The 26048-nt window shown below is 63.9% G+C and carries 30 protein-coding genes and 2 tRNA genes; 4 read left to right on the top strand and 28 right to left on the bottom strand.

Annotation, left to right across the window (positions count from 1 at the left end; all coding sequences use genetic code 11):
• Positions 1-3 precede the first annotated feature (3 nt).
• The 8 genes from PP1Y_RS13265 to PP1Y_RS13235 form a co-directional block, all read right to left on the bottom strand.
• Positions 4-669 (bottom strand): tetratricopeptide repeat protein, encoded by a 666-nt coding sequence (locus tag PP1Y_RS13265; protein ID WP_013832700.1) that lies wholly within the window; start codon positions 667-669, stop codon positions 4-6.
• Positions 666-1118: a cytochrome c-type biogenesis protein gene (locus tag PP1Y_RS13260; RefSeq protein WP_013832699.1), complete on the bottom strand. Its 453-nt coding sequence runs from the start codon at positions 1116-1118 to the stop codon at positions 666-668. Before PP1Y_RS13260 ends, PP1Y_RS13265 begins: the two co-directional genes overlap by 4 nt.
• Entirely contained in the window at positions 1115-1669 is a 555-nt protein-coding gene (locus PP1Y_RS13255) for a DsbE family thiol:disulfide interchange protein (protein WP_013832698.1), read from the bottom strand. The genes PP1Y_RS13260 and PP1Y_RS13255 overlap by 4 nt, the downstream gene beginning before the upstream one ends.
• Positions 1666-3612: a heme lyase CcmF/NrfE family subunit gene (locus tag PP1Y_RS13250; protein WP_013832697.1), complete on the bottom strand. Its 1947-nt coding sequence runs from the start codon at positions 3610-3612 to the stop codon at positions 1666-1668. Before PP1Y_RS13250 ends, PP1Y_RS13255 begins: the two co-directional genes overlap by 4 nt.
• Complete coding sequence (ccmE, locus tag PP1Y_RS13245) at positions 3609-4061, bottom strand: cytochrome c maturation protein CcmE (protein ID WP_007013816.1); 453 nt, start codon at positions 4059-4061, stop codon at positions 3609-3611. The genes PP1Y_RS13250 and ccmE overlap by 4 nt, the downstream gene beginning before the upstream one ends.
• On the bottom strand, positions 4061-4204 hold the full coding sequence (locus PP1Y_RS26110) for a hypothetical protein (protein ID WP_007013815.1): 144 nt from the start codon (positions 4202-4204) through the stop codon (positions 4061-4063). The genes ccmE and PP1Y_RS26110 overlap by 1 nt, the downstream gene beginning before the upstream one ends.
• Before the next feature lie 43 nt (positions 4205-4247).
• The gene (gene ccmC / locus PP1Y_RS13240) at positions 4248-4979 is read right to left on the bottom strand and encodes a heme ABC transporter permease CcmC (protein ID WP_007013814.1); all 732 of its coding nucleotides are present in this window, start codon (positions 4977-4979) and stop codon (positions 4248-4250) included.
• Positions 4980-5085: 106 nt separating this feature from the next.
• Positions 5086-5162: transfer RNA gene (locus tag PP1Y_RS13235), tRNA-His, on the bottom strand.
• A gap of 178 nt (positions 5163-5340) precedes the next feature.
• Here PP1Y_RS13235 and PP1Y_RS13230 point away from each other — a divergent pair.
• Positions 5341-5970 (top strand): 2OG-Fe(II) oxygenase, encoded by a 630-nt coding sequence (locus PP1Y_RS13230; RefSeq protein ID WP_013832696.1) that lies wholly within the window; start codon positions 5341-5343, stop codon positions 5968-5970.
• A gap of 40 nt (positions 5971-6010) precedes the next feature.
• On the opposite strand, the gene PP1Y_RS13225 is transcribed toward PP1Y_RS13230, so the two are convergent.
• Positions 6011-6556 (bottom strand): superoxide dismutase family protein, encoded by a 546-nt coding sequence (locus tag PP1Y_RS13225; protein ID WP_013832695.1) that lies wholly within the window; start codon positions 6554-6556, stop codon positions 6011-6013.
• A 239-nt stretch (positions 6557-6795) separates the two neighbouring features.
• Here PP1Y_RS13225 and PP1Y_RS13220 point away from each other — a divergent pair, with 239 nt between their 5' ends.
• Positions 6796-7164 carry a PilZ domain-containing protein gene (locus PP1Y_RS13220; RefSeq protein WP_158511851.1) on the top strand — a complete coding sequence of 123 codons (369 nt, stop codon included), beginning with the start codon at positions 6796-6798 and terminating at the stop codon, positions 7162-7164.
• Between the two features lie 101 nt (positions 7165-7265).
• Here the strand turns inward: PP1Y_RS13220 and rpmE are convergent, their stop codons facing one another.
• From rpmE to PP1Y_RS13140, 16 genes are all read right to left on the bottom strand, one after another.
• Positions 7266-7493 carry a 50S ribosomal protein L31 gene (gene rpmE / locus PP1Y_RS13215; protein WP_007013811.1) on the bottom strand — a complete coding sequence of 76 codons (228 nt, stop codon included), beginning with the start codon at positions 7491-7493 and terminating at the stop codon, positions 7266-7268.
• A gap of 158 nt (positions 7494-7651) precedes the next feature.
• Entirely contained in the window at positions 7652-8104 is a 453-nt protein-coding gene (gene fabZ, locus PP1Y_RS13210; protein ID WP_007013810.1) for a 3-hydroxyacyl-ACP dehydratase FabZ, read from the bottom strand.
• A 20-nt stretch (positions 8105-8124) separates the two neighbouring features.
• Complete coding sequence (locus PP1Y_RS13205; protein ID WP_013832693.1) at positions 8125-8811, bottom strand: OmpH family outer membrane protein; 687 nt, start codon at positions 8809-8811, stop codon at positions 8125-8127.
• Complete coding sequence (gene bamA / locus PP1Y_RS13200; protein ID WP_041558841.1) at positions 8811-11441, bottom strand: outer membrane protein assembly factor BamA; 2631 nt, start codon at positions 11439-11441, stop codon at positions 8811-8813. The genes PP1Y_RS13205 and bamA overlap by 1 nt, the downstream gene beginning before the upstream one ends.
• Positions 11442-11612: 171 nt before the next feature.
• The gene (gene rseP, locus PP1Y_RS13195) at positions 11613-12998 is read right to left on the bottom strand and encodes an RIP metalloprotease RseP (RefSeq protein ID WP_013832691.1); all 1386 of its coding nucleotides are present in this window, start codon (positions 12996-12998) and stop codon (positions 11613-11615) included.
• Position 12999: 1 nt separating this feature from the next.
• Entirely contained in the window at positions 13000-14151 is a 1152-nt protein-coding gene (locus PP1Y_RS13190) for a 1-deoxy-D-xylulose-5-phosphate reductoisomerase (RefSeq protein ID WP_013832690.1), read from the bottom strand.
• 2 nt (positions 14152-14153) lie between these two features.
• The gene (locus PP1Y_RS13185; protein WP_013832689.1) at positions 14154-14921 is read right to left on the bottom strand and encodes a phosphatidate cytidylyltransferase; all 768 of its coding nucleotides are present in this window, start codon (positions 14919-14921) and stop codon (positions 14154-14156) included.
• A gap of 76 nt (positions 14922-14997) precedes the next feature.
• On the bottom strand, positions 14998-15687 hold the full coding sequence (gene uppS / locus PP1Y_RS13180) for a polyprenyl diphosphate synthase (protein WP_013832688.1): 690 nt from the start codon (positions 15685-15687) through the stop codon (positions 14998-15000).
• A gap of 34 nt (positions 15688-15721) precedes the next feature.
• A complete protein-coding gene (frr, locus tag PP1Y_RS13175) occupies positions 15722-16279 on the bottom strand; it encodes a ribosome recycling factor (RefSeq protein WP_013832687.1) in 558 nt (185 codons plus the stop codon).
• 5 nt (positions 16280-16284) lie between these two features.
• A complete protein-coding gene (gene pyrH / locus PP1Y_RS13170) occupies positions 16285-17007 on the bottom strand; it encodes a UMP kinase (protein ID WP_013832686.1) in 723 nt (240 codons plus the stop codon).
• Between the two features lie 192 nt (positions 17008-17199).
• Entirely contained in the window at positions 17200-17742 is a 543-nt protein-coding gene (locus PP1Y_RS13165; RefSeq protein WP_013832685.1) for a carboxymuconolactone decarboxylase family protein, read from the bottom strand.
• A 212-nt stretch (positions 17743-17954) separates the two neighbouring features.
• Positions 17955-18878 (bottom strand): translation elongation factor Ts, encoded by a 924-nt coding sequence (gene tsf / locus PP1Y_RS13160; RefSeq protein WP_013832684.1) that lies wholly within the window; start codon positions 18876-18878, stop codon positions 17955-17957.
• A 97-nt stretch (positions 18879-18975) separates the two neighbouring features.
• A complete protein-coding gene (gene rpsB / locus PP1Y_RS13155) occupies positions 18976-19740 on the bottom strand; it encodes a 30S ribosomal protein S2 (RefSeq protein ID WP_013832683.1) in 765 nt (254 codons plus the stop codon).
• 669 nt (positions 19741-20409) lie between these two features.
• Positions 20410-21264, bottom strand: coding sequence for a CDP-diacylglycerol--serine O-phosphatidyltransferase (gene pssA / locus PP1Y_RS13150; protein WP_013832682.1), 855 nt, complete (start codon positions 21262-21264; stop codon positions 20410-20412).
• Positions 21261-22010, bottom strand: a complete 750-nt coding sequence (locus PP1Y_RS13145; protein ID WP_013832681.1) for a phosphatidylserine decarboxylase — start codon at positions 22008-22010, stop codon at positions 21261-21263. The genes pssA and PP1Y_RS13145 overlap by 4 nt, the downstream gene beginning before the upstream one ends.
• A gap of 97 nt (positions 22011-22107) precedes the next feature.
• Positions 22108-22193, bottom strand: a tRNA-Tyr gene (locus PP1Y_RS13140).
• Positions 22194-22413: 220 nt separating this feature from the next.
• Here PP1Y_RS13140 and rlmB point away from each other — a divergent pair.
• Positions 22414-23154, top strand: a complete 741-nt coding sequence (gene rlmB / locus PP1Y_RS13135; RefSeq protein WP_158511850.1) for a 23S rRNA (guanosine(2251)-2'-O)-methyltransferase RlmB — start codon at positions 22414-22416, stop codon at positions 23152-23154.
• Positions 23155-23212: 58 nt separating this feature from the next.
• Positions 23213-24043, top strand: coding sequence for a hypothetical protein (locus PP1Y_RS13130; protein WP_013832679.1), 831 nt, complete (start codon positions 23213-23215; stop codon positions 24041-24043).
• Between the two features lie 168 nt (positions 24044-24211).
• Here the strand turns inward: PP1Y_RS13130 and PP1Y_RS13125 are convergent, their stop codons facing one another.
• The 3 genes from PP1Y_RS13125 to trmD all read right to left on the bottom strand — a co-directional run bounded on the left by PP1Y_RS13125 (position 24212) and on the right by trmD (position 26006).
• Entirely contained in the window at positions 24212-24484 is a 273-nt protein-coding gene (locus PP1Y_RS13125) for an HU family DNA-binding protein (protein ID WP_007013794.1), read from the bottom strand.
• A 410-nt stretch (positions 24485-24894) separates the two neighbouring features.
• Entirely contained in the window at positions 24895-25263 is a 369-nt protein-coding gene (gene rplS / locus PP1Y_RS13120; RefSeq protein WP_007013793.1) for a 50S ribosomal protein L19, read from the bottom strand.
• On the bottom strand, positions 25260-26006 hold the full coding sequence (trmD, locus tag PP1Y_RS13115; protein WP_013832677.1) for a tRNA (guanosine(37)-N1)-methyltransferase TrmD: 747 nt from the start codon (positions 26004-26006) through the stop codon (positions 25260-25262). Before trmD ends, rplS begins: the two co-directional genes overlap by 4 nt.
• Positions 26007-26048: the final 42 nt, after the last annotated feature.

The following is a 26048-nucleotide window of genomic DNA, read 5'->3' as shown; positions in this document are numbered from 1 at the left end:
GGCTCAGGGGGTTGACTGACCCGAAGAGGGACCTTGCCCACCCGATTGTCCGGCAAGGAACGCCTCCAGCTTGGACAGCTGATCCGCCAGAGGCGCGCGCCAGGGAGCATCCTCGGGCGCGCGTTCGAGCAGGTCGGACCACAGCTGGCGGGCCTCGGCGTAGCGACCAGACTGGGCGAAAGCGAGGCCCAGGAAGAACGGCGGCCCCGGTGCATCCGGATCCGACAGGGCCGCCTTGCGGAAGGCATAGAGCGCCGCGGGCGTCAGCAGCCCATCGGCATGGGAGACCAGCGCGTTGCCCATTGCCAGCCATGCCTCGGTGTTCTTGGGATCCGCATCGACCGCACCGCGCAGAACCTCGGCAGCATCGCCGTAACGGCCGTTTCGCGCCAGTCCGTCGGCAATCACCACCCAGCGATCGCTCGGCGGCAGGCTGCTGTCGCTGACCTTTCCGCGCGCATCGACCATCGCCGCTGCGTCCTTGGAGACCTGCTCGGACGCTGCCTTGGGCGCAGCGGGCAACCCCGGGCTTGCCTGCGAAGCGTAACCGGCAATGCCCAGGACGAGCGCAGCGGCGATCGCTTCCCAGCCGCTGCGCGGCGCCTTGAGGACAAAGGCAATCGCAACGAAGGCAACGACCGCCAGAACGACGACGAGGACCCAGGTCATTGTTCCCCTCCCCTGCGAAAGCGCCGGCGCAGCAACAGCACGGCCAGCAAGATGAGAAAGGCAGGCACGGCAAAGAGCGGCCAGGTGAGGCTGGTCAATTGCGGTGCGTAGCTGACGTAATCGCCGTATCGTTCGATCAGCCAGCCGCGAATCACTTCGGGATCTTCGCCTGCAGCGATCCGTTCCCGCACGAGCGAGCGCATCGAACCGGCAATCGGCGCATCCGAATCGGCAATGGACTGTCCCTGGCACTGCAGGCAGCGCAGCGTCTCCATCAGCGCCTGCGCTTTCTCCTCCTTGGCCGGGTCTTCTAGCTGGCGATAGGCATAAGGCGCGGTCGACTGCTCTTCCTGCGCCATGGCCGGCCCAGCGCACAGCAGGCCCAGAGCGGCCACGATCACCGCGAACAGGCGGCCCGACGGGCGAAGACAGACTGGCAGGCGGCTCACTGCGCGGCCTCCTTCAGCTTGTCGAGAATCATCGGGATATGTTCGGGACGGATTTCGCCGATGTGCTGGTAGCGAATCACGCCCTTGCCATCGATCACGTAAGTCTCCGGCACGCCAGAGGAGCCGAGCGCGAGCTGGACCTTGCCGTCATCATCGGCACCGATTCGCTGGAACGGATCGCCGTGTTCGGCAAGGAAACCCTGCAGCGCCTCGGTCGTGTCACGCACGGAGATGCCTTCGATCGGCACACCTGCCCTGGCCAGTGCCGCCAGTTGCGGTGCCTCGACGCGGCACGGCAGGCACCAGCTGGCAAAGATGTTCACGAGATGCGGCGAGCCATTGGCGAATTGCCGACTGTCGAGCCCGGGTCGACCGGGCAATGCCGGCGGAAGCTGGAACTCGGGCATGGGCTTGCCGACCAGCGTGCTGGCCACGTTGCGGTCCGCCGGACGATAGAGCCCGATCATGACGAGCGCGACGAAGGCCACGAACAGCACCAGGGGCAGCCAGATCGCCCACTTGGGGGCCTTGGGAGGCGTTGGCTCGCTCATCGGCCCTGACTCTCGCGCCTGTCGGCAATCTTGTCACGCGCGATGAGGCGGCGCAGGTCGCTCTTCACGCGGCCGATCAGGGCCAGCACACCGCCCAGGGCAATCAGCAGACCCCCCAGCCAGATCAGGGTGACAAAGGGTTTCCACCACAGGCGAAGCTGCCATCGACCGTCTTCCGCTTCCCCGCCCAGAACCGAGTAAAGCTGCCCGTTCCAGCGCGTCAGCAGCGAAGATTCGCTGGTCTGCTGCGGGGGCGCCCAAAAGCTGCGCGACTGCGGCCGGGCGATGACCGGGTCCGAATCCTTGTACCGCACCTTCAGTGCCGCCTCGAGCGCGGTCCAGTTGGGGCCGGCCACCGGTTCGACCCGTTCGAGGCGAACAAGCCACGGACCGACCTGCGTCGTCTCGCCGGGCCTCACCGCAACCAGCTTCTCGACCGAGAAGGCGCTCTCGCTGCTCATGCCGAACAGCGCCACGGCAATACCGAAGTGTGCGATCACCATACCCCACACCGGCAGCGGCGTGCGGCGCAGGTTGCGTTCGCGCAGCGGCATCAGGCTTGCCCAGGCAAGCCCTGCGGCCAGCGCCAGGCCGATGAACGGCAGGAATGCGACACCGCCAACGACCAGCAGCGCAATCACGCCTGCCGCAACCAGCATGGCGGGAATCACCAACCGCTTGCCGACCCGGGAGAAGGCATCGCGCCGCCAGCGAAGCAGCGGACCGACCGCCAGGACCATCAGCATCGGCACGGCGAACAGGGCGCTCATCGGGTTGAAGTACGGCGGCCCTACCGAGACCTTGGCGCCCATGGCCTCGGCCACCAGCGGATAGAGTGTCCCGAACAGGACGATGCCGAGAATCGCTGAAAGCATCACGTTATTGAACACCAACGCGCCCTCGCGGCTGACGACGGCGAAGCGCTCGCCCTCGGTCACGGTCGCGGCGCGCAAGGCGAAAAGCGTGAGCGCCCCGCCGATGTTGATCGCCAGAAGCGCGAGGATGAATGTCCCGCGCTCGGGGTCGACGGCAAAGGCATGGACGCTGGTGAGAATGCCCGAGCGCACCAGGAAGGTGCCGATCATCGACATCGAGAAAGCCACGACGCCCAACATGATCGTCCAGGCGCGCAAGGCATTGCGCGCGGCGAGAACGCTGGCCGAATGCAGCAGCGCAGTCGCCGCCAGCCAGGGCATGAGCGAGGCGTTCTCGACCGGGTCCCAGAACCACCAGCCGCCCCAGCCCAGCTCGTAATAGGCCCAGTAGGAACCGGCGGTGATACCCACCGTCAGGAAAATCCAGGCACCCATCACCCACGGCCGCATGGCGCGGGCGAAGGCCGGCCCGACCTCACGCGTGACCAGCGCGCCGATTGCGAAGCTGAAGGCCACCGAAAGGCCGACATAGCCGAGGTAGAGCGTGGGCGGATGGAACGCGAGGCCGAGGTCCTGCAGCAGTGGATTGAGGCCGTTGCCCTCCGCCGGAACCGGCGAGAGGCGTTCGAACGGGTTCGAGGCGATCAGCAGGAAGGCATAGAAGCCGAGGCTGACGAAGGCCTGTCCGGCCAGCGTTGCCAGCATCGTCGGCTCGGGCAGGCGCCTCTCGATCAACGCAACGAAACCGCCCGCCATGCCCATGACCGTGACCCACAGGAGCATCGAGCCCTCGTGGTTGCCCCAGGCACCGGCGATCTTGAAGACCAGCGGCTTCATCGAATGCGAGTTCATCGCCACCAGCTTCACCGACAGGTCGGTGACGGCAAAGACGTAGATCAGGCACAGGAACGAGACGAGCGCGAGCAGCCCCTGCACGACCGCGACCGGGCGCACGACGCCGCCCAGCGCTTCGCCGCGCCGGGTCAGGCCAAGCGCACCGGCAACGAGCTGCAGCGCGGCGAGCGCGGCGGCAAGCCAGAGCGCGGCGAGTCCGAATTCCGCGATCACTGCGTTTCCGCCACGATCTTGTCGGCCTGCGCTGCAGTCATCTCCTGCATCTCGCGCGGGACGTAGTTCTCGTCATGCTTGGCCAGCAGGTTGTCGGCAATGAAAGTGCCGTCCTTGCCCATCCGGCCTTCGGCGACGACACCCGACCCTTCGACGAAGAGCGAGGGGACGATGCCCTTGAAAGTCACCGGCACGCGCGCCTTCCCATCCTCGACGACAAAGGCGATGGTCACACCGTCGCCCTCGGTCTTGAGCGAACCCTTCTCGACCATGCCGCCAAGGCGCACGGCGCGGTCGGGCGCTGGCGGACTGGCGACAATCTCGTTCGGGACATAGAAATAGCTCGCCTGATTGCGCAGCGCCCAGGCCGCGAGCAGGCCAGCGCCAATCAGCACGACCAGCGCAAGGACGAGGAGGACCAGCCTCTGGTGTTTCGCTTTCACGGCCATCAGCGCTGCCCCCGCGCCTTGTCGCGGCGGGCCTCGGCCCGCTTCATCGAGATCAGCGACCAGGCAATCATCGCAAGCGTCGCCCCCACGCCGACGGCGTAGGACGCGATCACGAAAGTCCAGGCATCCATAGCCTCGCGCATCAGATAATTGCCTCGCTCATCCCGTAAATGCCGCTTGTCTTTATCAGAATGCCGCTTCGCTCATCGCCTTGCGGCGCAAGCGGGCCTCTGCCTGCTGGTCGGCGAGTATGGCCCGCATCCGGGCCAGCACGACGCCTGCGAAAATCAATGTGAAGCCGAGGGTAGCGGCCAACAGCGGCCACAGGAAGGCCCCGTCCATCGCCGACTTGCCCATGGTGATGCTCGGCGGTTGGTGCTGGCTGTTCCACCAGATCACCGAGTAATGGATGATCGGAATGTTCACCGCACCGACCAGCCCGAAGATCGCCGGTGCCCGGGTATGCCCGCCGGCGCTGGCCTCGCTCGCCTGCGACAGCGCCATCCAGCCGAAATAGAGGAAAAGCAGCACCAGCATGCTGGTCAACCGGCCGTCCCAGACCCACCAGGTCCCCCAGGCGGGACGCCCCCACAGAGATCCGGTGATCAGGCAAACCGCGGTAAAGACCGCACCCGGCACCGCGCATCCGCGCGCGGCGATCCCGGCGAGCGGATGACGCCAGACCAGTTCGCTAAAGCTGGCCGCGGCAATGCCCATCCAGCCTGCCATGCCCAGCCAGGCAGCGGGAACGTGAAGGAAGACGATGCGCACGGTCTCGCCCTGCAGGCGCTCCGGCGGGGCGCGAAACAGCCCCCAGTAAAGCGCGACCGTCGCGATAACGACTCCGACGCCCATGCAGAGCGGCATCAACCAGCGGGCGATGCGCAGAAAACGGGCAGGATTGGCAAAGCCGTGCATGACAGGCGCGTTCTATCGACAGACGCGCGCGGGGCAAGTGGACTTAGGGTCCACGCTGCAGATTTTCACCCGCATAATGCCAAACCGCTCAGGCAAAGGAAGAAAATGGGGCGATCGATGGGGTTCGAACCCACGACCTCCGGTACCACAAACCGGCGCTCTAACCAACTGAGCTACGATCGCCACACCGGGACAGGAGCAATGGCGCCTGCCTCCGGAAAGCCGCCCGGAACGCTGCAAGCAGCGATCAGTGCGGGAGCGCGCCTTTGCACAAGGGAGGCCATCTTGCAAAGCAAAAATTCGGATCGATGCAAGACTCCTGCAATTTTCCCGCGACAATCGTGCCGCTAGTGTCCGCCCCATGACGGCTCCAGGCGAATCATCCGGCGCTGCCCTCTTACGTACGGGCATGCAACGCTTCCCTTCCTCGCGGCTCGAACTCTTCGTGAAGCGCGATTTCCTCGACACTGCGCAGTGCGATGCCCTGATCGCGCTGATCGAGGCCGAACACCGGCCCTCGACTGTCGCCAACTACAACGGCGACGACGTGTTTCGCACCAGCTCTACCTGCGATCTGTCCCCCGACGTTCCCGCCGTGGCAGCCCTCGCCCGAAAACTCTGCGATATTTCCGGCATCGACCCGGCCCATGCCGAACCCTTGCAGGGCCAACGCTACGAGGTCGGCCAGGAATTCAAGGCCCACACGGACTATTTCGAGCCCAACAACAGCGATTTCGAAAAGTACTGCAGCGTTTCCGGCCAGCGCACCTGGACCTTCATGATCTACCTGAACGACGTGGATGCCGGCGGCGCCACGCGCTTCAAGGTGATCAACAAGCTGATCCAGCCCGAACGCGGCAAGCTCGTCGCCTGGAACAACCGCCGCCCGGACGGCAGCCTCAATCCCGCCACCCTGCACCACGCCATGAAGGTGCGTCAGGGCCGCAAGTACGTCGTCACGCAGTGGTTTCGGGAACGGTCGTGGAGTTGAGCCGAGGGTGACCTAGTGCCCTCCCCCGGCCCAACATCGCTTATTTCGGCGCGCTGATCACCGCGCAGGCGATGCGTCCGCCCGCAGCGCCCGAGGGCTGGCTCTTGTAGTCGTCCGCACCGGCGTGAATCACCAGGGCCGAACCATCGGCATCCTCCAGAGACTTCGGTCCCGGCGCGAGCGTGACTCCGGTATTGAGGATCTGCGTTTCGAGCACGCCATCGGCACCCACGTGCTGGTTGGGCATGTCGCCGCCGTGCGGACCGCCCTCGACCATCAGGCCATGCATGGCGCCCCCTGCGGCAAAGTGCCCGCCCGCAGTCGCGAACTTCTCCGCAGGCTGGCACACGCCCTTCTCATGGAAGTGGAAGCCATGCTCACCTTCGGGCAGCCCCTTGATGTCGGTCGAGACAAGAACGCCGGTCGGCGTGTCCTGGAGAGTCACCATCCCCAGCGCCTGACCATCGAGCCCGATCACGGTCGCATGGACTGGCGGCGCGGCCGCTTCGCCGTGATTGTCTGCCAGGGCAGCATGAGCCGAGAGCGCGGCTGCGCAGACGGCTAGGGTTCGGACGGTACGGATCATCGGTAATCTCCCTTTGGGGCCGGAAACTCATGTTCAGACAGGACGCCGCGGACAGCACATTTCCTCAAGTCGAAACCGATCGGTCCGGTTCCTGCCGACACCATCGCGCAGCAACGCTACGCGACCTTCCATAGGCTAGGCTTATCGGCCTGAAAGGCAATTGCGGACAGAATCTTGGCACCCCGCAAGACGAATCGTCCTTCGACCACCCCCAGCAATGAGCCTCCATGGAGATGCCAATGCCCGGTCAACGTCTCACCCAGCCAAGTCCATCCCTTCAGGATGACCAGAACCCCAAAGCCTTCGATCCGTCCGAGCGGAGGCGCGAGGAACGGCGCCCCACCAGCTTCGAGGCCACGCTGGAATTCTCCAACGGCGGGCGGGCCTCCGTTATGCTCGCCGACGTCTCACTTCACGGATGCTGTGTGCGCACCGAAGCGGAAAGGCTGCACCAGGGCGCGTTCGTGTCGATCGGCATGGGCGCCGAACCGAAGATACCGGCAATCGTGCGCTGGGTTCGCGGCAGCTCGGCAGGCATGGAGTTCCTTCTCCAGGTACCGGTTGAACATGCCGACTGGCATGACCTGATAGGCAACGGACCGAACTGAACCAGCCCGGCGAAACGGGCCGCCGCGTCAAGTCACGGCTGCAACAAAAAAGGCGGCCCTTGCGGACCGCCCCTTTCGCGTGTTCGCGATGGAACCCCGGCTCACTTCTTCTTGAGCGAGAGTCCGCCGAAACGCTTGTTGAACTGCGCGACGCGGCCGCCTTCGTTGACGCGCTGCGTACCACCGGTCCAGGCGGGGTGCGACGTCGGGTCAACTTCCAGAACCAGCGTGTCACCTTCCGAACCCCAGGTCGAGCGGGTCTGGAACTTGGTGCCGTCGGTCATCTGGACGGTGATCATGTGGTAGTCGGGGTGCGTATCGGCCTTCATTTCGAATCTCTTTCGCATATGGCCGGTTCCGACCGGCCTGCCTTGGAAAGCGGCGCGCTTACAGCGAAGCGGGCTGAAATGCAAGTGGGAGTGGGCTTCCCGTCCGTGTACCCATCCTGCCGGCGGGAGAGCCGACCGGAAGGCCCCACCCCGAAAAATCAGCTGTCGGCGATCATTGCCGTGAAGTTCACTTCACATGTGACCTTGTCGCCGATCGACGCCTTGCCCCAGAACTTGCATACGCGCGAACGCTTCTGGACGAAGCCGGCGCGCAGGTCGAGCAAGTTGCCGGGGGTTACAGGATTGCGGAACTTCGCGTCCTCGATCGCCATGAAGTAGACCAGCTTGCCGGTCCCGGCGAGGCCGAGGGACTCGATGGCAAGGATACCTGCCGCCTGCGCCAGCGCCTCTATCTGGAGAACGCCGGGCATGATGGGACGGCCCGGGAAATGCCCCTGGAAGAAATCCTCGTTGAAGCTGACGGCCTTGACCGCATGGATCTCCTCCTCGGTGAAGGAGACCACGCGGTCGACCAGCAGCATCGGGTAGCGGTGCGGAAGCGCCGCCAGGATCTTCGCGGTATCGTAGACCTGTTCGGTCGTCTCGCTCATGTCCTGCCCCCGATCAGCTCTTAGCGTCCGGTCGGCTGGGCAGCCGTGCTCGGCGCAGCCTGGCCCTGGGCGGCGGCCTGCTGCGCGCGCGCTTCACGGATCTGGCGCGGTTCCCAGCCCGACGGCGGGACCAGCTGTGCCGACGGGATCGAGGCGTTCAGCTCGTTCAGGATGTCCTGGTTGAGGTTGTAGGCGCTGCCGTTGACCGCAAGGATCGAGTCCGGCGAAAGCAGGATCGAAACCTTCTTCTTGGCCATCGCGGACTTCACCGCAGCGTCGAGCTTGTCCTCGATCTGCTCGTTCACATAGGCCTGCGACAGGCCGACCGGCGCGAGGATGCGCTGGATTTCCTGCTTGCCGTTTTCCTGGATCTGCTGGATCTGCGCGGCCTGCTGCTGCAGCGCAGTCTGGTTCGGGTTCGCTGCCTGACGGTCGGCGTTGAACTTGTCGATCATCGGCTTGAGCTGGGCATTGAGCGCTTCACTGCGCTGCTTGGCCTGATCGTACTGCGCCTTGTAGGTCGACTCGCGCTGCTGCTCGGCAGTCTTGTATGCGTTCGAGTTGGCGATCACCGCATCGAAGTTCGCAATCGCGAGGCCCTGCACGATGGTGCCACCGTTCTTGTCCTGCGCAAGAGCGGGCTGAGCAGCGACGGTAACCAGCGCCAGGCTCGAGGCCAGCGCGGCGGACTTGAGAAGAGTCTTCATCAGAATTGTGTTCCCACGTTGAAGGTGAATGCCTTGGTGTCGTCGCCCTTCTCCTTGAGAAGGACCTTCGAGAAATCGATCCGGAACGGACCGAAGGGCGAATTCCAGTTCACGCCGATACCGACGGCAACACGCGGCTTCCAGGTGTTGCCCAGGTACTGTTCGGTAAAGTAGCTGGTGCTGCCGGCAGGGTCGCCATTCGGCGTGGTCGTGGTGCCGGTGATGTTGTTGTCGGCGTCGCGCGTATAATAAAGCTGGTTGCCGTCGGAATCGCGCTGCTCGATGAAGCAGCCGTTGCTGCAATCGAGGGTGTCGGGCGTCTTGGTGCCCCATACGGCGCCGGCATCAACGAAGATGGACGGGCGCAGTCCCAGTTCGCGGGCACCGGAACCGAGCGGAATCTCCAGTTCACCGCGAGCCTTGTAGTAATACTTGCCGCCGAGTGCGTCGTCGGAATCGTTGGACATGGTCGTGTCCTCCGCGCCAACGACGCCGCTGTAGTACTGACGGATGACGCGCGGGCCGACGCCGCGGATGCCGAAGCCACGCATCTGCGGCTCGCCGAGGTAGAAACGGTCGGTCAGACGTACACTGTCGCCACCGTAGCCCTTGATCGCGCCGCCTTCGCCCTGCACGGAGAAGACGAAGCCTCCGCCGAGCGGCCAGTACTTGGCCGCGTTGGCACGCAGGCGAGCGTACTTCACGTCACCGCCCAGCCCGGCGATATCGAGGTTGATCGATGCGGTTTCACCCCTGGTCGGACGCACGCGGTTGTCGAGCGTGTCGTAGATCAGCGACATGCCGACGATCGAACTCAGGCGCTTGCCGATGGCTTCGCACAAGTAGCGGCCGGCGCGCAACGGATCGCAACTATAGTCGCCGTTCGAGTCAATCGAATAGAACTGGCTCTTGCTCACCGAGATGTCGTCGTAGTTGAGCGTATAGCGGCCAACCGCCGTCAGGTACTCGGTGAGCGGCACACCGGCGCGGACCTGGAAGCCGGTAGTCGACTGCTGGTAATTCGTCTTGCGGCTGGAGTTGTAGTAGTTGAAGCTGTTGTAGTCGCGGCGATAGATGTCGACACCCAGCGACACGTTCTTGTCGAACAGGTACGGCTCGACGAAGCTGGCCTCGACGCTCTTCGAATAGCGCGAATAGCTGCCTGAAAGGCCGACTGTCTGACCGCGGCCGCGGAAGTTGCGCTGGCGGATCGAGGCCTGGAAGATGAAGCTTTCAAGGCTCGAGAAGCCCGCCGAAAGCTGCAGTTCGCCCGTCGGCTTTTCCTCGACATTGGCTTCAAGGATAATGCGGTCGTCGGCGCTTCCGGGCTTTTGCTCGACCTCGAACTTCTCCTGGAAGTAGCCGAGCGACTTGATGCGGTTGGTCGAACGCTTGACCTGCAGCGAGTTGAACGCGTCGCCTTCGGCCAGACGGAACTCGCGGCGCACGACCTTGTCCTGGGTTAGTGTGTTGCCGTTGATGTCGATGCGCTCGACATAGACGCGCGGCGCTTCCTGGATGACGAAGGTCAGACCCATGGTGAGGTCGTCCTTGTTGCGGTCGTACTGCGGCCGCACGTCGGCGAAGGCGTAGCCGTAGGCACCGGCGGTGTCGTTCAGGCTCTCGATCGTGTCTTCGACGAGCTTGGCATTGTACCAGTCGCCCTGCTTCATCGGCAGGTTCTTGGTCAGGCGCTCGCCATCGAAGTCACGCAGCTGGCTTTCGACCTTCACATCGCCGAACTTGTAGCGCTGGCCTTCCTCCACCACGTAAGTGATGATGAAGTCCTTCTTGTCCGGCGTCAGCTCGGCGACCGCGGAGACGACGCGGAAATCCGCGTAGCCCTCGGTCAGATAGAACTGGCGCAGCTTCTGCTGGTCGAACGCCATGCGATCGGGATCGTAGCTGGTGCTCGAGCTGAAGATGCGGGTGAAGCGCGCCTGCTTGGTCACCATCTCGCCGCGCAGCTTGCCGTCGGAGAAGTGCTCGTTGCCGATGATGTTGATCTGGCGGACCTTGGACTTGTCGCCCTCGGTGATCTCGAAGACGATGTCGACGCGGTTCTGGTCGAGCATGACCATCTTCGGCTCGACGGTCGCGGCGTAGCGGCCCTGGCGCTTGTAGAGTTCGATGATGCGGGCGACGTCGGCACGGATTTTCGAGCGGGTAAAGATCTGGCGCGGCGCGACCTTGATCTCGGGCAGGATCTTGTCGTCCTTGATGCGCTTGTTGCCCTCAAGGATGATGCGGTTGACGACCGGGTTTTCCTTCACCTGGATGGTGACGTTGCCGTTGTCGTTGGAAATCTGGACGTCGGCGAAAAGCTCAGTCTCGTAGAGGTCCTTGAGCGCAGCGTCGGCCGATGCCTTCGAGTAAGGCTGACCGACACGCAGCTTGATATAGGAGAGGACCGTCTGCGGCTCGAGACGCTCGGCACCGGTCACCTGGATCGACTGGATCGTCTGGACAGGCGCAGTCTGGCTCGACTGGGTCGAGGCCGCATCGCCGCCCGCATCCTGAGCGAAGGCAGGTGCAGGCAATCCGGCAAGGATCGTGCTGCCGAGAAGCACGGCTGCGATCTGCGAAGCACGGTGGGCGTCAGTGCCTCGAACCATTTCCAATCCCATCATTCTACGCAAAATCCTGTAATCGATATCGCGAGACTATCTGCCGTCGGCGACAAGACATGAACCCGACCGCTAACCTGTACGGCAGGCAGTCGCAGCCATCTGCCCGATGGATGGCTTGCGATCAAGCAGCCAAACCCGGCAAGATTGTGATCGCGAGTGAATTCCTCCTGGCTATCCCCCGAAAATCGGGAGCGAAGCCACATCATTGACCGTTACGAAGACCATCAGGGCCAGCACCAGTGCCACGCCCGTCCGTATCGCCCACTCCTGACTGCGCACACTCAGCGGCTTACGACGGACCGTCTCGGCCGCGTAGAAAGCCAGGTGCCCGCCGTCGAGGCCAGGGATTGGCAGGAGGTTGATGAATGCCAAGTTAATCGAAATCAGCGCCGCGAAACTGATGAAATCCTCCCAGCCGAGGGAGAACTGCTCGCCCGAATATTTGGCGATCTTGATCGGTCCGCCAAGCTCCTTCACCGAGCGTTCGCCGGTGAAGATCTGGCCGATGCCGGTTACCATCATCTTCATGATGCCGAAGGAATTCTCGAAGCCGAGCTGCACCGCCTCAGCCGCGCCGACCGGCTCGATCTCGCCGAACCCGGCCTTGATCCCGAGCTGACCGACAGTGACCTTGTTACCCTTCTCGTCGACCGCCTCACCCCTGCCCAAAGTGACCGGGAAGATACGGGTCTGTCCGTCGCGATTGACCACGACCGAGATCGTATCACCAGCGCGCGGCTGCACGAGTTCGGGAATCTGGGTGAAGCTGCGGATCTCGTGATCGTCGATGGCGGTAATGCGGTCGCCTACCTTCAGGCCGCCCGCCTCCGCGGCAGAATCGCCGAAGAAGCCCCCAACCGTGGGCACCGCGAAGTCGATGCCCAGATCGCCGATGCGCGACTGGTTCCCGAAGCTATCGCTGACGGTCCGGTCGGCCAGCTTGACCGGTAGCGAGATATCGCGCCCGTCACGCCGGATGCCAAGCGTGACGGTCCGCCCCGGAAACGGGACGATATGCTCGGGCAGGTCGGAAATGGTGGCGACCTTGTCGCCATCGACGGCGACGATCTTGTCGCCGATTTCCACGCCGGCCGCCTGCGCCTGCGAATCCTGGGTGAACATCGCCACTTCCGCCGGCGATACGATCTTGCCGTGGGCGAAGTTGAACGCAGCGATGATCGCGACGGCGAACAGCAGGTTCGTCAGTGGCCCGGCCAGCACGATCAGCGCGCGCTGCCACAGGGGCTTCACATGGAATGTCTGGGCTCGCTCCTGCGGGGTCAACCCGTCCTCGGCGGCCGTTGGGGCGCTGGCGGCATTCATGTCGCCGGCGAACTGGACGTAGCCGCCCAGCGGCAACGCCGAGAGCTTCCAGCGGGTTCCACGCCTGTCGGTCCAGCCGGCGATCTCCTTGCCGAAGCCGATGGAGAACGCGTCGGCCTTCACACCGAACAGCCGGCCGACGAGGTAGTGTCCCAGCTCATGGATCAGCACAAGCGGGCCAAGCACGAGCAGAAACGCGAAAATCGTCGTCAGCAGGTTGGGTGAACCGGTCAAGTCAGGCAGCCTCCATCAATATCCGCGCCCTTGCCCGCGCTTCCCCGTCGACAGCCAGCACTTCGGCAAGGCCGGTCGGCGCGGGCGGCGCGAAGGACCCGAGTACGTCTTCCACATGTGCGGCAATGCGGGTGAACCCAATCTGACCGTTCAGGAACGCGGCAACGGCGACTTCGTTCGCGGCGTTGAGAACGGCGGGAATGCCGCCCCCTGCCTGCGCTGCCTCACGCGCAAGACGCGTGGCCGGGAAGCGCTCTTCGTCCGGCTTGCGGAAGGTCAGTTCGCCGATCTCGGCAAGATCGAGCGGCGCACAAGGCGTGTCCATTCGCTCCGGCCAGGCCAGGGCCGATGCGATCGGCACGCGCATGTCCGAAGGGCCAAGCTGGGCCAGCGTCGATCCGTCGCGATACTCGACCATGGAATGCACGATCGATTGCGGGTGGACGATGATGCGCAGCCGGTCGAGCCCGACCGGAAAGAGGTAGTGCGCCTCGATCAGTTCAAGGCCCTTGTTGAACATCGTGGCGGAATCGACGCTGATCTTGGCGCCCATGTCCCAGTTGGGATGCTTGATCGCCTCGGCCGGAGTGGCGCGAGACAGACGCTCCCACGACCAGTCGCGGAACGGGCCGCCACTGGCAGTCAGCGTGATCCAGCGCACATGCTCGGCCGCATTGCCCTGCAGGCACTGGAAGATGGCGTTGTGTTCGGAATCGATCGGCAGGAGCGTCGCGCCATGCCTGGCCACCGCCGCGGTCATGATCTCGCCCGCCGAAACGAGCGCTTCCTTGTTGGCAAGCGCGATGACACCGCCCCGCTCTATCGCGGCCATGGTCGGGGCCAGACCCGCACAGCCGACGATGGCGGCCACGGTAAAGTCCGCGCCGCGCCCCGCCGCTTCTGCCAGCGCAGACGCGCCGCCAGCCGCCTCGATCCCGCTGCCGGACAGCGCATCGCGAAGTTCCGGCAATTTCGCTTCGTCCGCGACGACCGCGATGCTGGCGGAAAACTCCCGCGCGAGCTTCGCCAGTTCGGCGACATTGCCGTTGGCGGTCAGGGCCTCGATGCGCCAGGCATCCCGATTGCGCCGGAGCAGGTCCAGCGTCGAGGCGCCAATCGAACCGGTGGCGCCGAGAACGGAAATGCTGCGCATCATCACGAGCCCGGTTGAAACAGGATCATGAGGCCTAGCACGAAAAGCACTGCCAGCAAGCCATCAACGCGATCGAAGAATCCACCATGTCCGGGAATGAGACTGCCCGAATCCTTCACCCCGGCGCGCCGCTTCAGCCAGCTTTCGAAGAAATCCCCACCCTGCGCGCAGATCGCGAAGAGAATCCCGGTCATCAGGCAGGTGGCAAAAAGCGGGACCACGCGGGCTCCGAGATACCAGCACGGCTGCATGCCGAAGCAGGACACTTCCTCGACCGCCCGGCCCGCCTGGGTCAGGGAAATCGCGCCGGAGCGCCAGAGCATCGCTGCGCCGAACAGGACCAGAGTCGCAGCCGCTATCGCACCGAACAGTCCGGCCCATGTCTTCGAGGGGCTGATGGCCGGAGCGATCTTCGGTCCTCCGAAAGTCCGTCCAGCAAAGTAGGCGCCGACGTCGACCGCAATGACCCCGCAGACCACGGTCAGCAATGGCGCGAGCGTGAAGGCCGGATTGCGCAGGAACAGCAGCATGGCCGCGCAGGTGCCGACATAGAACATGCCGGCAAAATTCCAGAATCCACGCTCAGCCGGATTCGGCGTGCCGGCCCGGGTCAGCTTCACCCACTCCCACAGCACACCCACAGCGATCGCGCAGACGAAAGCGGTCCAAACCGCACCGCCCAGCCATATCGCGAAACCTGTAACGGCGAGCATCACGACTGCGGAAATCGTCCGCACCCGCAGATCGGACTTCTTTGGAGCATCGCTCACGTCAGCATCCCCTGCCCTGCATCGTCACACAGGGTCCCTTTTCGTGTTTCGTGCCGAGCCGCGCAGACCGATCCGTTCAGCGTCCGCCATAGCGACGCTCACGGGTGGTGAAAGCCTCGAGGGCGTCGCGCAAGTGCTCGGCCGTAAAGTCCGGCCACAGCACGTCGGTGAACATCATTTCGGCGTAGGCCGCCTGCCAGAGCAGGAAGTTCGACAGCCTCACTTCTCCGGAAGTCCGGATCAGCAGGTCGAGCGGCGGCAGGTCAGCCGTATCCAGTTCGGCGGCGATGGTCTCGGGCGTGATCGGTCCCTTGGCCGCAGCCCTGGTTGCCGCGCGGGCGATCTCGTCCTGCGAACCGTAGTTGAGAGCGACGGCCAGCGTCGTGCCGGCATTGCCGGCAGTACGAGCGATCGCCTTCTCCACCAGTTCGACAACATCGGGCTTGAAGGCCTTGTAATCGCCAATGATCTTGAGGCGCACCCCGGCCTCGGCGAATTCGTCGAGATCGGATAGGATGAACCGTTTCATCAGGCTCATCAGGTCCGAGACTTCTTCCTCGGGGCGGCGCCAGTTCTCGGTCGAGAAGGCATAGAGGGTGAGCGCTTCGAGACCCATCTCACGGGCGCCGCGCACGACCTTGCGCACGGCCTCGACACCGCGCTGGTGCCCCAGCGCGCGCGGCATCAGGCGCTTCTTCGCCCAGCGCCCGTTGCCATCCATGATGATGGCAACATGGCGCGCCCTTACGGGTTCGGCCTTGCTCATCCCATACGCCTCGATCCGGACCGAACGCGTATCCTCACTTGTTGAGGATTTCCTTTTCCTTGTGCGCCAGCGCGTCGTCGACGGCCTTGATCTGCTCGTCGGTCAGCTTCTGGACTTCGGCCTCGGAGCGCTTGCGCTCGTCTTCCGAGATTTCCTTCTTGTTCTCGTCGGTCTTGAGGTTTTCCATGCCGTCGCGGCGCACGTTGCGGATCGCCACGCGGGCCTTTTCGGCATACTGCCCGGCCAGCTTGGCGAGTTCCTTGCGGCGCTCCTCGGTCAAATCGGGGATCGGCAGACGCAGCGTATTGCCGTCGTTGATCGGGTTGAGGCCGAGGCCCGCCGAACGGATCGCCTTTTCTACCGGGCCGATATTCGACTTGTCCCAGACCTGCACCGAAAGCAGGCGCGGTTCGGGCGCCGAGATCGTCGCGACCTGGACGATCGGCATCATGGCTCCATAGACTTCGACAGTGATCGGCTCGAGAAGCGCGGTGTTGGCGCGGCCGGTGCGCAGACCGGAGAGGTCGTGCTTGAACGATTCCACAGCGCCGTGCATGCGGCGTTCGAGATCGGCCTTGTCGTACTTGGCCATGGCTATCAGGCTCCTTTCTGGACGATCGTCTGCGTGCCCTCACCCGCGAGAACCCGGGCGAGGTTGCCCTTCTCTCGGATCGAGAACACAACGATCGGAATCGAATTGTCGCGGCACAAGGCAACGGCGCTGGCGTCCATCACCTTGAGATTGTCGGCGAGGACAGTGTCGTAATCCACTGTCTGGTAACGCTTTGCGCCAGGATTGGTCTTGGGATCGCTGTCATAGACACCGTCGACGCTGGTACCCTTGAGCAGCGCGTCGCAGCCCATTTCGGCCGCGCGCAGGGCGGCGCCGGAATCGGTGGTGAAGTATGGTGCGCCGACACCGGCCGCGAAGATCACCACGCGACCCTTTTCGAGATGGCGTTCGGCCCGGCGGCGGATCACCGGCTCACATACCTGATCCATCTGCACAGCCGACTGCACCCGCGTCTCGACGCCGAGCTGCTCGAGCGCGTTCTGCATCGCCAGCGCGTTCATGACGGTCGCCAGCATGCCCATGTAATCGGCCTGGGCACGGTCCATGCCCTTGGCCGCACCGGCCATGCCGCGGAAAATATTGCCCCCGCCGATCACCAGGCAGATTTGCAGCCCGGATTCCTTGGCCGCCTTCACTTCCTTGGCCAGTTCCGCCACGAATTCCGAGTCGATGCCGAACTGCTGCTCCCCCATAAGAACCTCGCCCGACAGCTTCAGCAGGACGCGTTTATAGGAGGGATTGCTCATTGGCCGATTTTCTCACGCAGGGGGATGAACGGCCATCGCATTAGGGGGCGGCGCGCGGATTGCCAAGGGGCGAGCTTGCGCAAATGCACCTCGCCGCGACCGATGCAGCCAACGTTTCGACCGTTCGCCGTGAACTCCGCGCAAGAAGGGGCGCAGCGCCCACGCGCCGCGCCCCCGTCCCGACGTGCCGGATCAGGCCGCCGCGCTCTCCAGCGGGCCGCCCACCGAGCATGCGGTATCGACGCCCAGCACGTGTGCCACGCGCCCCAGCGCCATCCACGCCGCCGTGCTGTATGTCAGGTCGACGATCTCCTCATCGCTGAGCGCACCTTTGAGCTTGGTCCAGAACGCCTCGTCGCCGGATAGCCCGCGCGGATCCGTGCCCATGCGCTGCGAGTATTGCACGGCAAGGCGCTCGCGCTCGCTGAGCGATGAAAGATCGCCATTGAGAACCGCCTGATACATCGCCTCGTCGGGCGCATCGTCCTGATCGATGACGCCATGTTCGATGCCGAGCAGGCGCAAGTCACGCTGCGAACGCCAGTTCATGCACACGATGCAGCCATTGATCACGGCCGTCGCGATGCGACACGCCTCGAACATGCGCAAAGGAAGCTTCGAATAGCGGTATGGTGCCATCGAGAATTCACCGCCTGCCTTGGTGATCTCCCGGCAATATTGCGCTGAAATATCCGGGATCGCATTGCCCGGCTGGGGTGCCAGTTCGACTCGCATAGGTCGCTCTCTCCTCTCGGCCGACCCTCATCCGGGTCGGTCTCCGACCGAAAGCCCTGATGACTCCGGCGTGGCAACAAGGCTACGCGGTCAGAGCAAAAAGTCAAACATGTCTGTTTTACGACGCGGCGATGCCGGCCACAACAAGAACGGGCCGGGAAGCCCAAGCTTCCCGGCCCGTTCTGATAATTCCCGAAGGAAGCTGGCTGAAATCAGCCCGCAACCGCCGCGGCGACTTCGGCTGCGAAGTCCGACTCTTCCTTCTCGATCCCTTCGCCGAGCTGGAAGCGCACGAAGTCCTTGAGGACGATCTTCGTGCCGGCTTCCTTGCCAGCCTGGTCGACGACCTGCTGGACCGGGGTCTTGTTGTCCATGACGAAAACCTGGCTGAGCAGCGCGTTTTCCTTGGCGTACTTGGCGATCGCGCCTTCGACCATCTTTTCCTGCACGTTCTCGGGCTTGCCCGATTCGGCCGCCTTTTCCTTCGCGATCTTGCGCTCACGCTCGATCAGCTCGGCGTCGAGATCGTCGGCGTTGAGGGCCAGCGGGAAGGCAGCGGCGATGTGCATCGCAATCTGCTTGCCCAGGCCTTCGAGAACCTCAGCCGAAGCGTCCGACTCGAGAGCGACGAGGACGCCGATCTTGCCGAGGTTCGGAGCGGCCGCGTTGTGCATGTAGGGAACGATGAGGCCCTGCGAGACTTCAACGGTCTTCATGCGGCGAACCTGCTGGTTCTCACCGATCGTAGCGACGTTGTTGGTCAGCGCGTCGGCTACAGAACCGCCGTTCGGGTAGTCAGCAGCCTTGAGCGCTTCGACGTCGTCACCGGCAACGCCCAGGGCGACTTCGGTGGTCTTGCGCACGAAGTCCTGGAACTGCTCGTTCTTGGCGACGAAGTCGGTTTCCGAGTTGACCTCGACCGCGACGCCCTTGGTGCCGGTCACGGCAACGCCGACCAGACCTTCGGCAGCGGTGCGGCTCGACTTCTTGGCAGCGGCGGCAAGACCCTTGGCGCGCAGCGCGTCGACGGCGGCTTCGATGTCGCCGTTCGATTCGTCGAGAGCCTTCTTGCAGTCCATCATGCCGGCGCCGGTGCGCTCGCGCAGATTCTTCACGTCAGCGGCGGTGTAGGCCATCGCTTTTATCCTTCTTCAGTAATTGACAGGCGCGCCGGGCCCGATGGACCCGGCGCGCGACATTTCAATGACGAAAATGCCGATTGCGTCGGGCCGATCAGGCCCCTGCGGTTTCCGCAGCGGCTTCGGCGACCGGCTCTTCCATGGCGCCAATGTCGGCACCCGAGTCGACAACCGCGTTCTGGCCACCCTTGGTCGCAGCCTGGGCGATCGCTTCGCAGTAGAGGCGAACGGCGCGGCTGGCGTCGTCGTTGCCCGGGATCGGGAACGCAATGCCTTCGGGGCTGACGTTGGTGTCGAGCACGGCGACGACCGGAATGCCGAGGGTGTTGGCTTCCTTGATCGCCAGGTCTTCCTTGTTGGCGTCGATCACGAACATGACGTCCGGAATGCCGCCCATGTCGCGGATACCGCCGAGCGAAAGCTCAAGCTTGTCACGCTCACGGGTCAGCTGAAGGACTTCCTTCTTGGTCAGACCGGCCGTGTCGCCGGCAAGCTGCTCTTCAAGAGCCTTGAAGCGCTTGATCGACTGCGAAATGGTCTTCCAGTTGGTGAGCATGCCGCCCAGCCAGCGATGGTTGACGAAGTGCTGACCGCAGGCGCGGGCGGCCTGGGCGATCGGCTCCTGGGCCTGGCGCTTGGTGCCGACGAAGAGCACCTTGCCGCCGGCCTGCACGGTGGCCGAGACGAAGTCGAGCGCGCGAGCCATGAGCGGCACGGTCTGCGACAGGTCGATGATGTGGATGCCGTTGCGGGCGCCGAAGATGTACGGCTTCATCCGCGGATTCCAGCGGTGGGTCTGGTGGCCGAAGTGAGCGCCGGCCTCGATGAGCTGCTGCATGGTGACGACAGGAGCCGCCATAAGTAAATTCCTTTCCGGTTGCACCTCTGGAAGGCTGGAACCGTGCGGCCGGGCAAGAAGCCCCTCGATCCGCTGCGGCACCGGTATGTGCGCCTTCCATGTGGATTTGCCCTGCGCGATCTGCCGGGAATCGACAGGCACCGCTCAGGCGGGGCCGCCCATAGCCCTCTCCACTCGAGAAATCCAGCGCGAAATTGCGCCGGAACCGCTGCGCCTCGGCCAACCCGCCTCGGGAACGGAGCCATGTCTCGGGGACAATCCCATGTCCGCTGTCCTAGTTCCCGCTCGCAAGCGGCAACCCGAAATGCCCCATGCTCAAGCCGCCCAATCGCCCTGCATGCAGAAACAGGCTTGACTTGAATGGAACAAAATAAGAACAAGAGCCGCAAGGAACATTGGTAGAACAGATTCGTTATTTCCACAAGCTGTCCACAACCCTGTCCCTCACGGGATCGGGCGCTGGCCCTGAAAGGAAGATGGTCATGACTGCATTTGCCGCTTCGCTCTTCACCCTTGGCGCAATCGTGTCGCTCTGGGTCATCGCCGCAAGCTGGATGCGCCACGGCCGCAAGGCATTCGCGCTCCGGGCCCAGCTTCAGGCTTGCCCAGGTACGCTGACTGTCACGTGGAAGATGATCGAGCGGGTGCCGGTTCCGGCCCTTGCCGCGCTCAGGACGGATCGGAAGGGACGTCCGGCCCATCGTCAGGCCCAGCGGTCGGCACTGGTGTGGCCTGGCCTTGAGCACGCCGCCTGACCTTGGCGTAGGACGCGATTCCCAAGGGGATCAGGGCAAGATAGCCCAGCGTGATCACCGCCAGAGTATACCAGGGCTCGGTCAACAGCGCCGCCACGGTCAGGCCGACCACCGCGATGAGGCCAATGCGCAAGTCGCGCGGGGGCTGCATCTTCGACCAACTCAGGGTGGGCACGCTCGAAATCATCAGGAAGGCGATCAGTACCATCCAGATGCTAACAGCAACGTCATTGGCGAATTCGGGAATGCCGGTCGCGATCCACAGATAAATCGGCAGGAAGGCAAGGCCCGCGCCCAGCGGTGCGGGAACGCCGGTCAGGAAGCCCGCCTGCTTGTGCGGCTGGTCGAGCATGTCGAGGCGCGCATTGAAGCGCGCGAGGCGCAGCACGCAGCAGATCGCAAAGGCAAGCGATGCGATCCAGCCCAGGCTGGGCAGCTGGTGGAGCGTCCACAGATAGACGATCAACGCGGGGGCGACGCCGAACGAAATCGAATCGGCCAGGCTGTCGAGCTCGGCCCCGAAGCGAGTCTGGGCGCGCAGCAGCCGGGCTGCACGGCCATCGATGCCGTCGAGCAGACCGGCGAGAATTACGGCTTGCACCGACTTCTCGAAATCCCCGGCAATCGCAAAGCGAATCCCCGTCAGGCCGGAACACAGTGCTGCCGCAGTGATGGCATTGGGCACGATCGCCCGCATCGAGAGCCCGCGCGCAAGCCGGCGGCGCGGCGAAAGCCGATCCTCGGCAAGCGGATCGGGCTCATCGATCACTGCGCGACGCCCTCGATCACGCGGGCTTCGGACACTTCGGCAAGGACGGTTTCACCGGCAACGATGCGCTGCCCCATGAGAACCTTCGGCTCGGTGCCGGCGGGAAGATAAACGTCGACGCGGCTGCCGAAGCGAATCAGTCCGACGCGCTGGCCTGCGGCGAGAATGTCGCCCGGCTTGACGAAAGGAACGATCCGGCGCGCGACCAGACCGGCAATCTGCGTGAAGCAGATGCGCAGGCCATCGCCGCGTTCGATAAGGATGTGCTGGCGCTCGTTCTCTTCGCTTGCCTTGTCGAGATCGGCATTCACGAACTTGCCGGGGATATAGATCACCCGCCGAACGGTGCCGCCGATCGGCGCGCGATTGATGTGGACGTCGAACACGCTCATGAAAATGGAAACGCGCGTAACCGGCTGCGTATCCATCGGCTTGGCACCGCTACCGTCTTCCATGGTCAGCTCACGCGGCGGCGCGACCTTCTGGATCAGCGTCACGAGGCCATCGGCCGGCGCAACGATCGCACGCTCGTCCTGCGGCGTCACACGCACCGGATCGCGAAAGAAGGCCAGTACGCACAATGTGAGCACGGCAAGCGGCCAACCGACCCACGGGCCCAGCAGCAACCAGCCTACAACCGCGATCACCCCGGCGATGCCGCCGAACTTGCGACCTTCGGGATGGATGGAGGGCCAGCGCCACGAAGCTTCGCCGCGACCTTGGTTATCGAGAATATCTCCGGGCATGGCTCTCTTCTAGAAGTGCTCGTCGGATACCGCAATGCCAAGGAATACCGTAGCTTCCCTGGAGGGGTATCGCCGATGTCGGTGATGGGGAAGCTGGTGGTGGACAGGGCTGGATTCGAACCAACGTACGCTTGCGCGGGCAGATTTACAGTCTGCTGCCTTTAACCACTCGGCCACCTGTCCACACCAGTTCTGGCTTGCGGGAAAACCCGCTTTGGTGAGGCTCCAGGAAGGAGCCCGTTGCCGAGGAGCCGCGCCTTTGCCGAAGCGAGCCTTGCCTGTCAATGGGGTGACTGGCAGGAGCGAAAATAGTTTTTTGTTGAAAGGACATTTCATGAGTAAGCGCGGCGATCATCAGGGCGGTGGAAAACCAGCCCGGGCCCTACGTGGAAGGGCCGGCCGCATGAAAAACGGGCGCGGTAGCGGACGTGCTTCCTCGGGCATGGTTCGCCTGTGGGGAAGACATGCCGTTGAAGCCGCTCTCAAGAATCCCGACCGCCATCACCGCAAACTGTGGGCCACTCGAGAGGGCGTTGATTCGCTCGACGGCGAATTACCCACCGATTTCACGGTCGAATGGGCACAGCCCGCCGACCTTGCCCGGCTCGTCGCCCGCGACGCGCCGCACCAGGGCCTCGTTCTCGAATGCGAACCACTGGATGATGTCTTTCTCGCCGATGTGCTCGACGGCGACCCGGCACGGCCCGTTCTCGTGCTGGACCAGGTCACCGATCCTCATAACGTCGGCGCGATCATGCGCTCGGCCCTCGCCTTCAATGCCTGCGCCATCGTCACGCAGGACCGTCACGCTCCGCCCGAATCGGGCACTCTGGCCAAATCGGCCTCCGGCGCGCTCGAAACTCTGCCCTGGGTACGCGTGGTGAACCTGGCCCGCGCGCTCGAGGAGATCGCCGAAGCCGGATACTGGCGGCTCGGCCTGGATGGTGAAGCGGAGGCCACGCTGGCCGAAGCCCTCCCCGCCGGTCCTGTCGCGCTCGTGCTCGGCGCTGAAGGCGACGGAATGCGCCACAACATCGTCCAGCACTGCGACGCCGTCGCCAAGCTGCCGATCAGCAGCGAGATGGAAAGCCTTAATGTCAGCAATGCCGCTGCCATCGCGCTTTACGCGGTGGCGACGCGCTGACTTGAGAAAATCAGCCACAGCTCTGAAACCAGGGGGAACAGAGATGCGACACTTTGCAATGTCCAAAATACACGGCCGCAGAGCGCTAACCGCGCTGGCGACCGGGGCCCTCACCCTGCTGCTGGCCGCGTGCATCTTCGCGCCCGGCAAGTTCACCTCGCAGCTCGACGTGCGCAAGGATCGCAGCTTTGCGTTTCGCTACACCGGCGAGATCCTGATGGTGCCGCTGATGGAGGCGTCGAAGAAGCAGAACTTCGAGCCGGAGACCTGCTACGAAGAAGACAGCTTCGACGAGCGCAAGTGCACCGACGACGAGATCGCGCAGCAGAAGCAGGAATGGGAAAAATCGCGCGAGGAAAGCAAGCAGAAGGACGCACAGGCCGCGCAGATGCTGCTGGGCGGCATCGACCCGAGCAACCCGGAATCCGGCAAGGCGATTGCAGAGAAACTGCGCCGGCAGGCCGGCTGGAACAAGGTCGAGTATATCGGCAAGGGCAAATTCGATGTCGACTTCGCCATCGAGGCCCGTCTCGACCATGACTTCACCTTCCCGACCTTCGAAGGCATGCCAATGACCAATGCCTTCGTGCAGCTATCGCTGCGCCAGGACGGCACAGTGCGAGTCGACGCCCCCGGGTTCGGTCCGGCCAACAGCCCGGGCGCGATGGCGGGCATGATGTCGGGCATGGCCAAGGGTGCGGCGGGAGGAGATGACGGACCGGCCACGCTGGCGGATGGTACCTTCACTATCCGTACCGATGCGCAGATACTTGCCAACAACACCGATGAAGGCCCCAAGGCCGCTGCTGGAAGCACGCAGACGCTGGCCTGGCAGGTCAACCCGCGAACGCCTGCAGCCCCCACGGCCCTGCTCAAGCTGGCGCCCTGAACGCGAAAGGGTCCGGTAACGCCGTGCGCTACCGGACCCTGCCTGAACCTGGCTTTGGACACTGCGCTATCGCGGCGTCGAAGAACCAATAAGAAACGCCGCGCTGACCCTGGGGTCGGCGCGGCGCAATCTTTTCAACCTGTGAGGCGAACAGGCTGGCCGTCTGGATTAGTTGACGGCGTCCTTGAGGCCCTTGCCAGCCTTGAACTTCGGCTGAGCCGAAGCCTTGATTTCCATGGGCTCGCCGGTGCGCGGGTTGCGGCCGGTCGAGGCCTTGCGCTTGGCAACCGAGAAGGTGCCGAAACCAACCAGGCGGACCTCGTCACCCTTCTTCAGCGCGCCGGTGATGGCGTCGAAAACGCCTTCGACGGCCTTGGTCGCATCGCTGCGGGTCAGACCGCTGGTGTCGGCAACTGCGCTGATGAGATCGTTCTTGTTCATTATGGGTACCCCCTAACCTTTCAGTGGAACCGGATGTGATGGGATAGTTGAATCGCCTCTTGAATGGCCCGGGAATTGAGCGGGTTTTCTCTGCCGTGTCAAAGACAAAACAGGCGAAAAACCCGCACTTAATCGCGTTTTTCCGCCATTCTTGTGTCGAATTGCGATTGTGCAGCGCAGCATCGGTGTTCTGGAGACATTCCGAATCGCTGCCCCTGTGCAAACCTGCCGAGGTCAAAACCGAAAGATCGCAACCGCGTCATTCGGCGTAACCCCGATTCGGGTGTTAACATCCTGTAATCTGGAGGCCTTGCCATAGACCAGGAGGATTGCAGGAGCGCGCAAAAAAGGCGGTCCGAACCGAACCGCCTCTCAAGCTGCCTGCCGCAAGACAGGCAATGTGCCGATGCTTACGCGTCGGCGCGAACGTCGCGGCGCTCGGCGATGCGGGCGCGCTTGCCGGTACGACCACGCAGGTAGTACAGCTTGGCACGACGCACGACGCCGCGGCGAACCACGGTGATCGAATCGATGTTCGGCGAGTACAGCGGGAAAACGCGTTCCACGCCTTCACCGAAGCTGATCTTGCGGACGGTGAAGTTCGAACCCATGCCACGGTTCGAACGCGCGATGCACACGCCTTCGAAGTTCTGGACGCGGGTACGGGTACCTTCGACGACCTTCACACCGACGCGGACGGTGTCGCCCGGACGGAACTCAGGGATATCCTTGCCGGCCTTGGCAATTTCCTCGGCCTCGATCTGCTGAATCAGGTTCATGAACCCAAATCCTCATCTTTGTGCCGCGCGCCAGAGGCAGACTGGTCCCGAGCGCCCCTATGACGCTCCCAAAGGTCCGGTCTGCGTAACCGTGTGTCTTCCTCCGCCTTTTGTTTCCGCCAGGCGGCGATCTTCGCATGATCCCCCGATCGCAGCACTTCAGGGATCGTGCGCCCTTCCCACTCGGTGGGTCGGGTATAGTGCGGATACTCGAGAAGACCGTCCTCAAACGATTCCTCGGCCCCGCTGGAAGCCGCGCCCATTACGCCGGGAAGCAGGCGAATGCAAGCGTCCAGCAGCATCAGGGCCGCAGGTTCTCCGCCAGACAGGACGATATCGCCGACCGACACCTGCTCCACGTTGCGTCCCTCGAAGATTCGCTCGTCAAAGCCCTCGAAACGGCCGCACAGGATGGTCACGCCCGGACCGGCCGCAAGCTCGCGCACCCGGGCCTGCGAAATCGGGCGGCCGCGCGGCGTCATCGCGATCACCGGGGCCTCGGGGCTGAGGCTGCGCGCATGGTCAATGGCGGCGGCCAGAACGTCGGCCTTGAGAACCATGCCCGCGCCACCGCCGGCAGGCGTATCGTCGACCGTGCGGTGCTTGTCCCTGGCGAAGTCGCGGATCTGCACCGTCTCGATCGACCACTTGGCTTCGGCCAGTCCGCGCCCGGCAAGCGAAATGCCGAGGGGGCCCGGAAACATGTCAGGATAAAGTGTGAGGACGGTGGCCGCGAATGTCATGGCCGCGGCAAAGCCCAAATCGGCAGCGCGGGCAAGAGGCCC

This window comes from Novosphingobium sp. PP1Y, assembly GCF_000253255.1.
Taxonomy (GTDB): domain Bacteria; phylum Pseudomonadota; class Alphaproteobacteria; order Sphingomonadales; family Sphingomonadaceae; genus Novosphingobium.
This window is presented reverse-complemented; position numbering and strand designations above follow the sequence as displayed.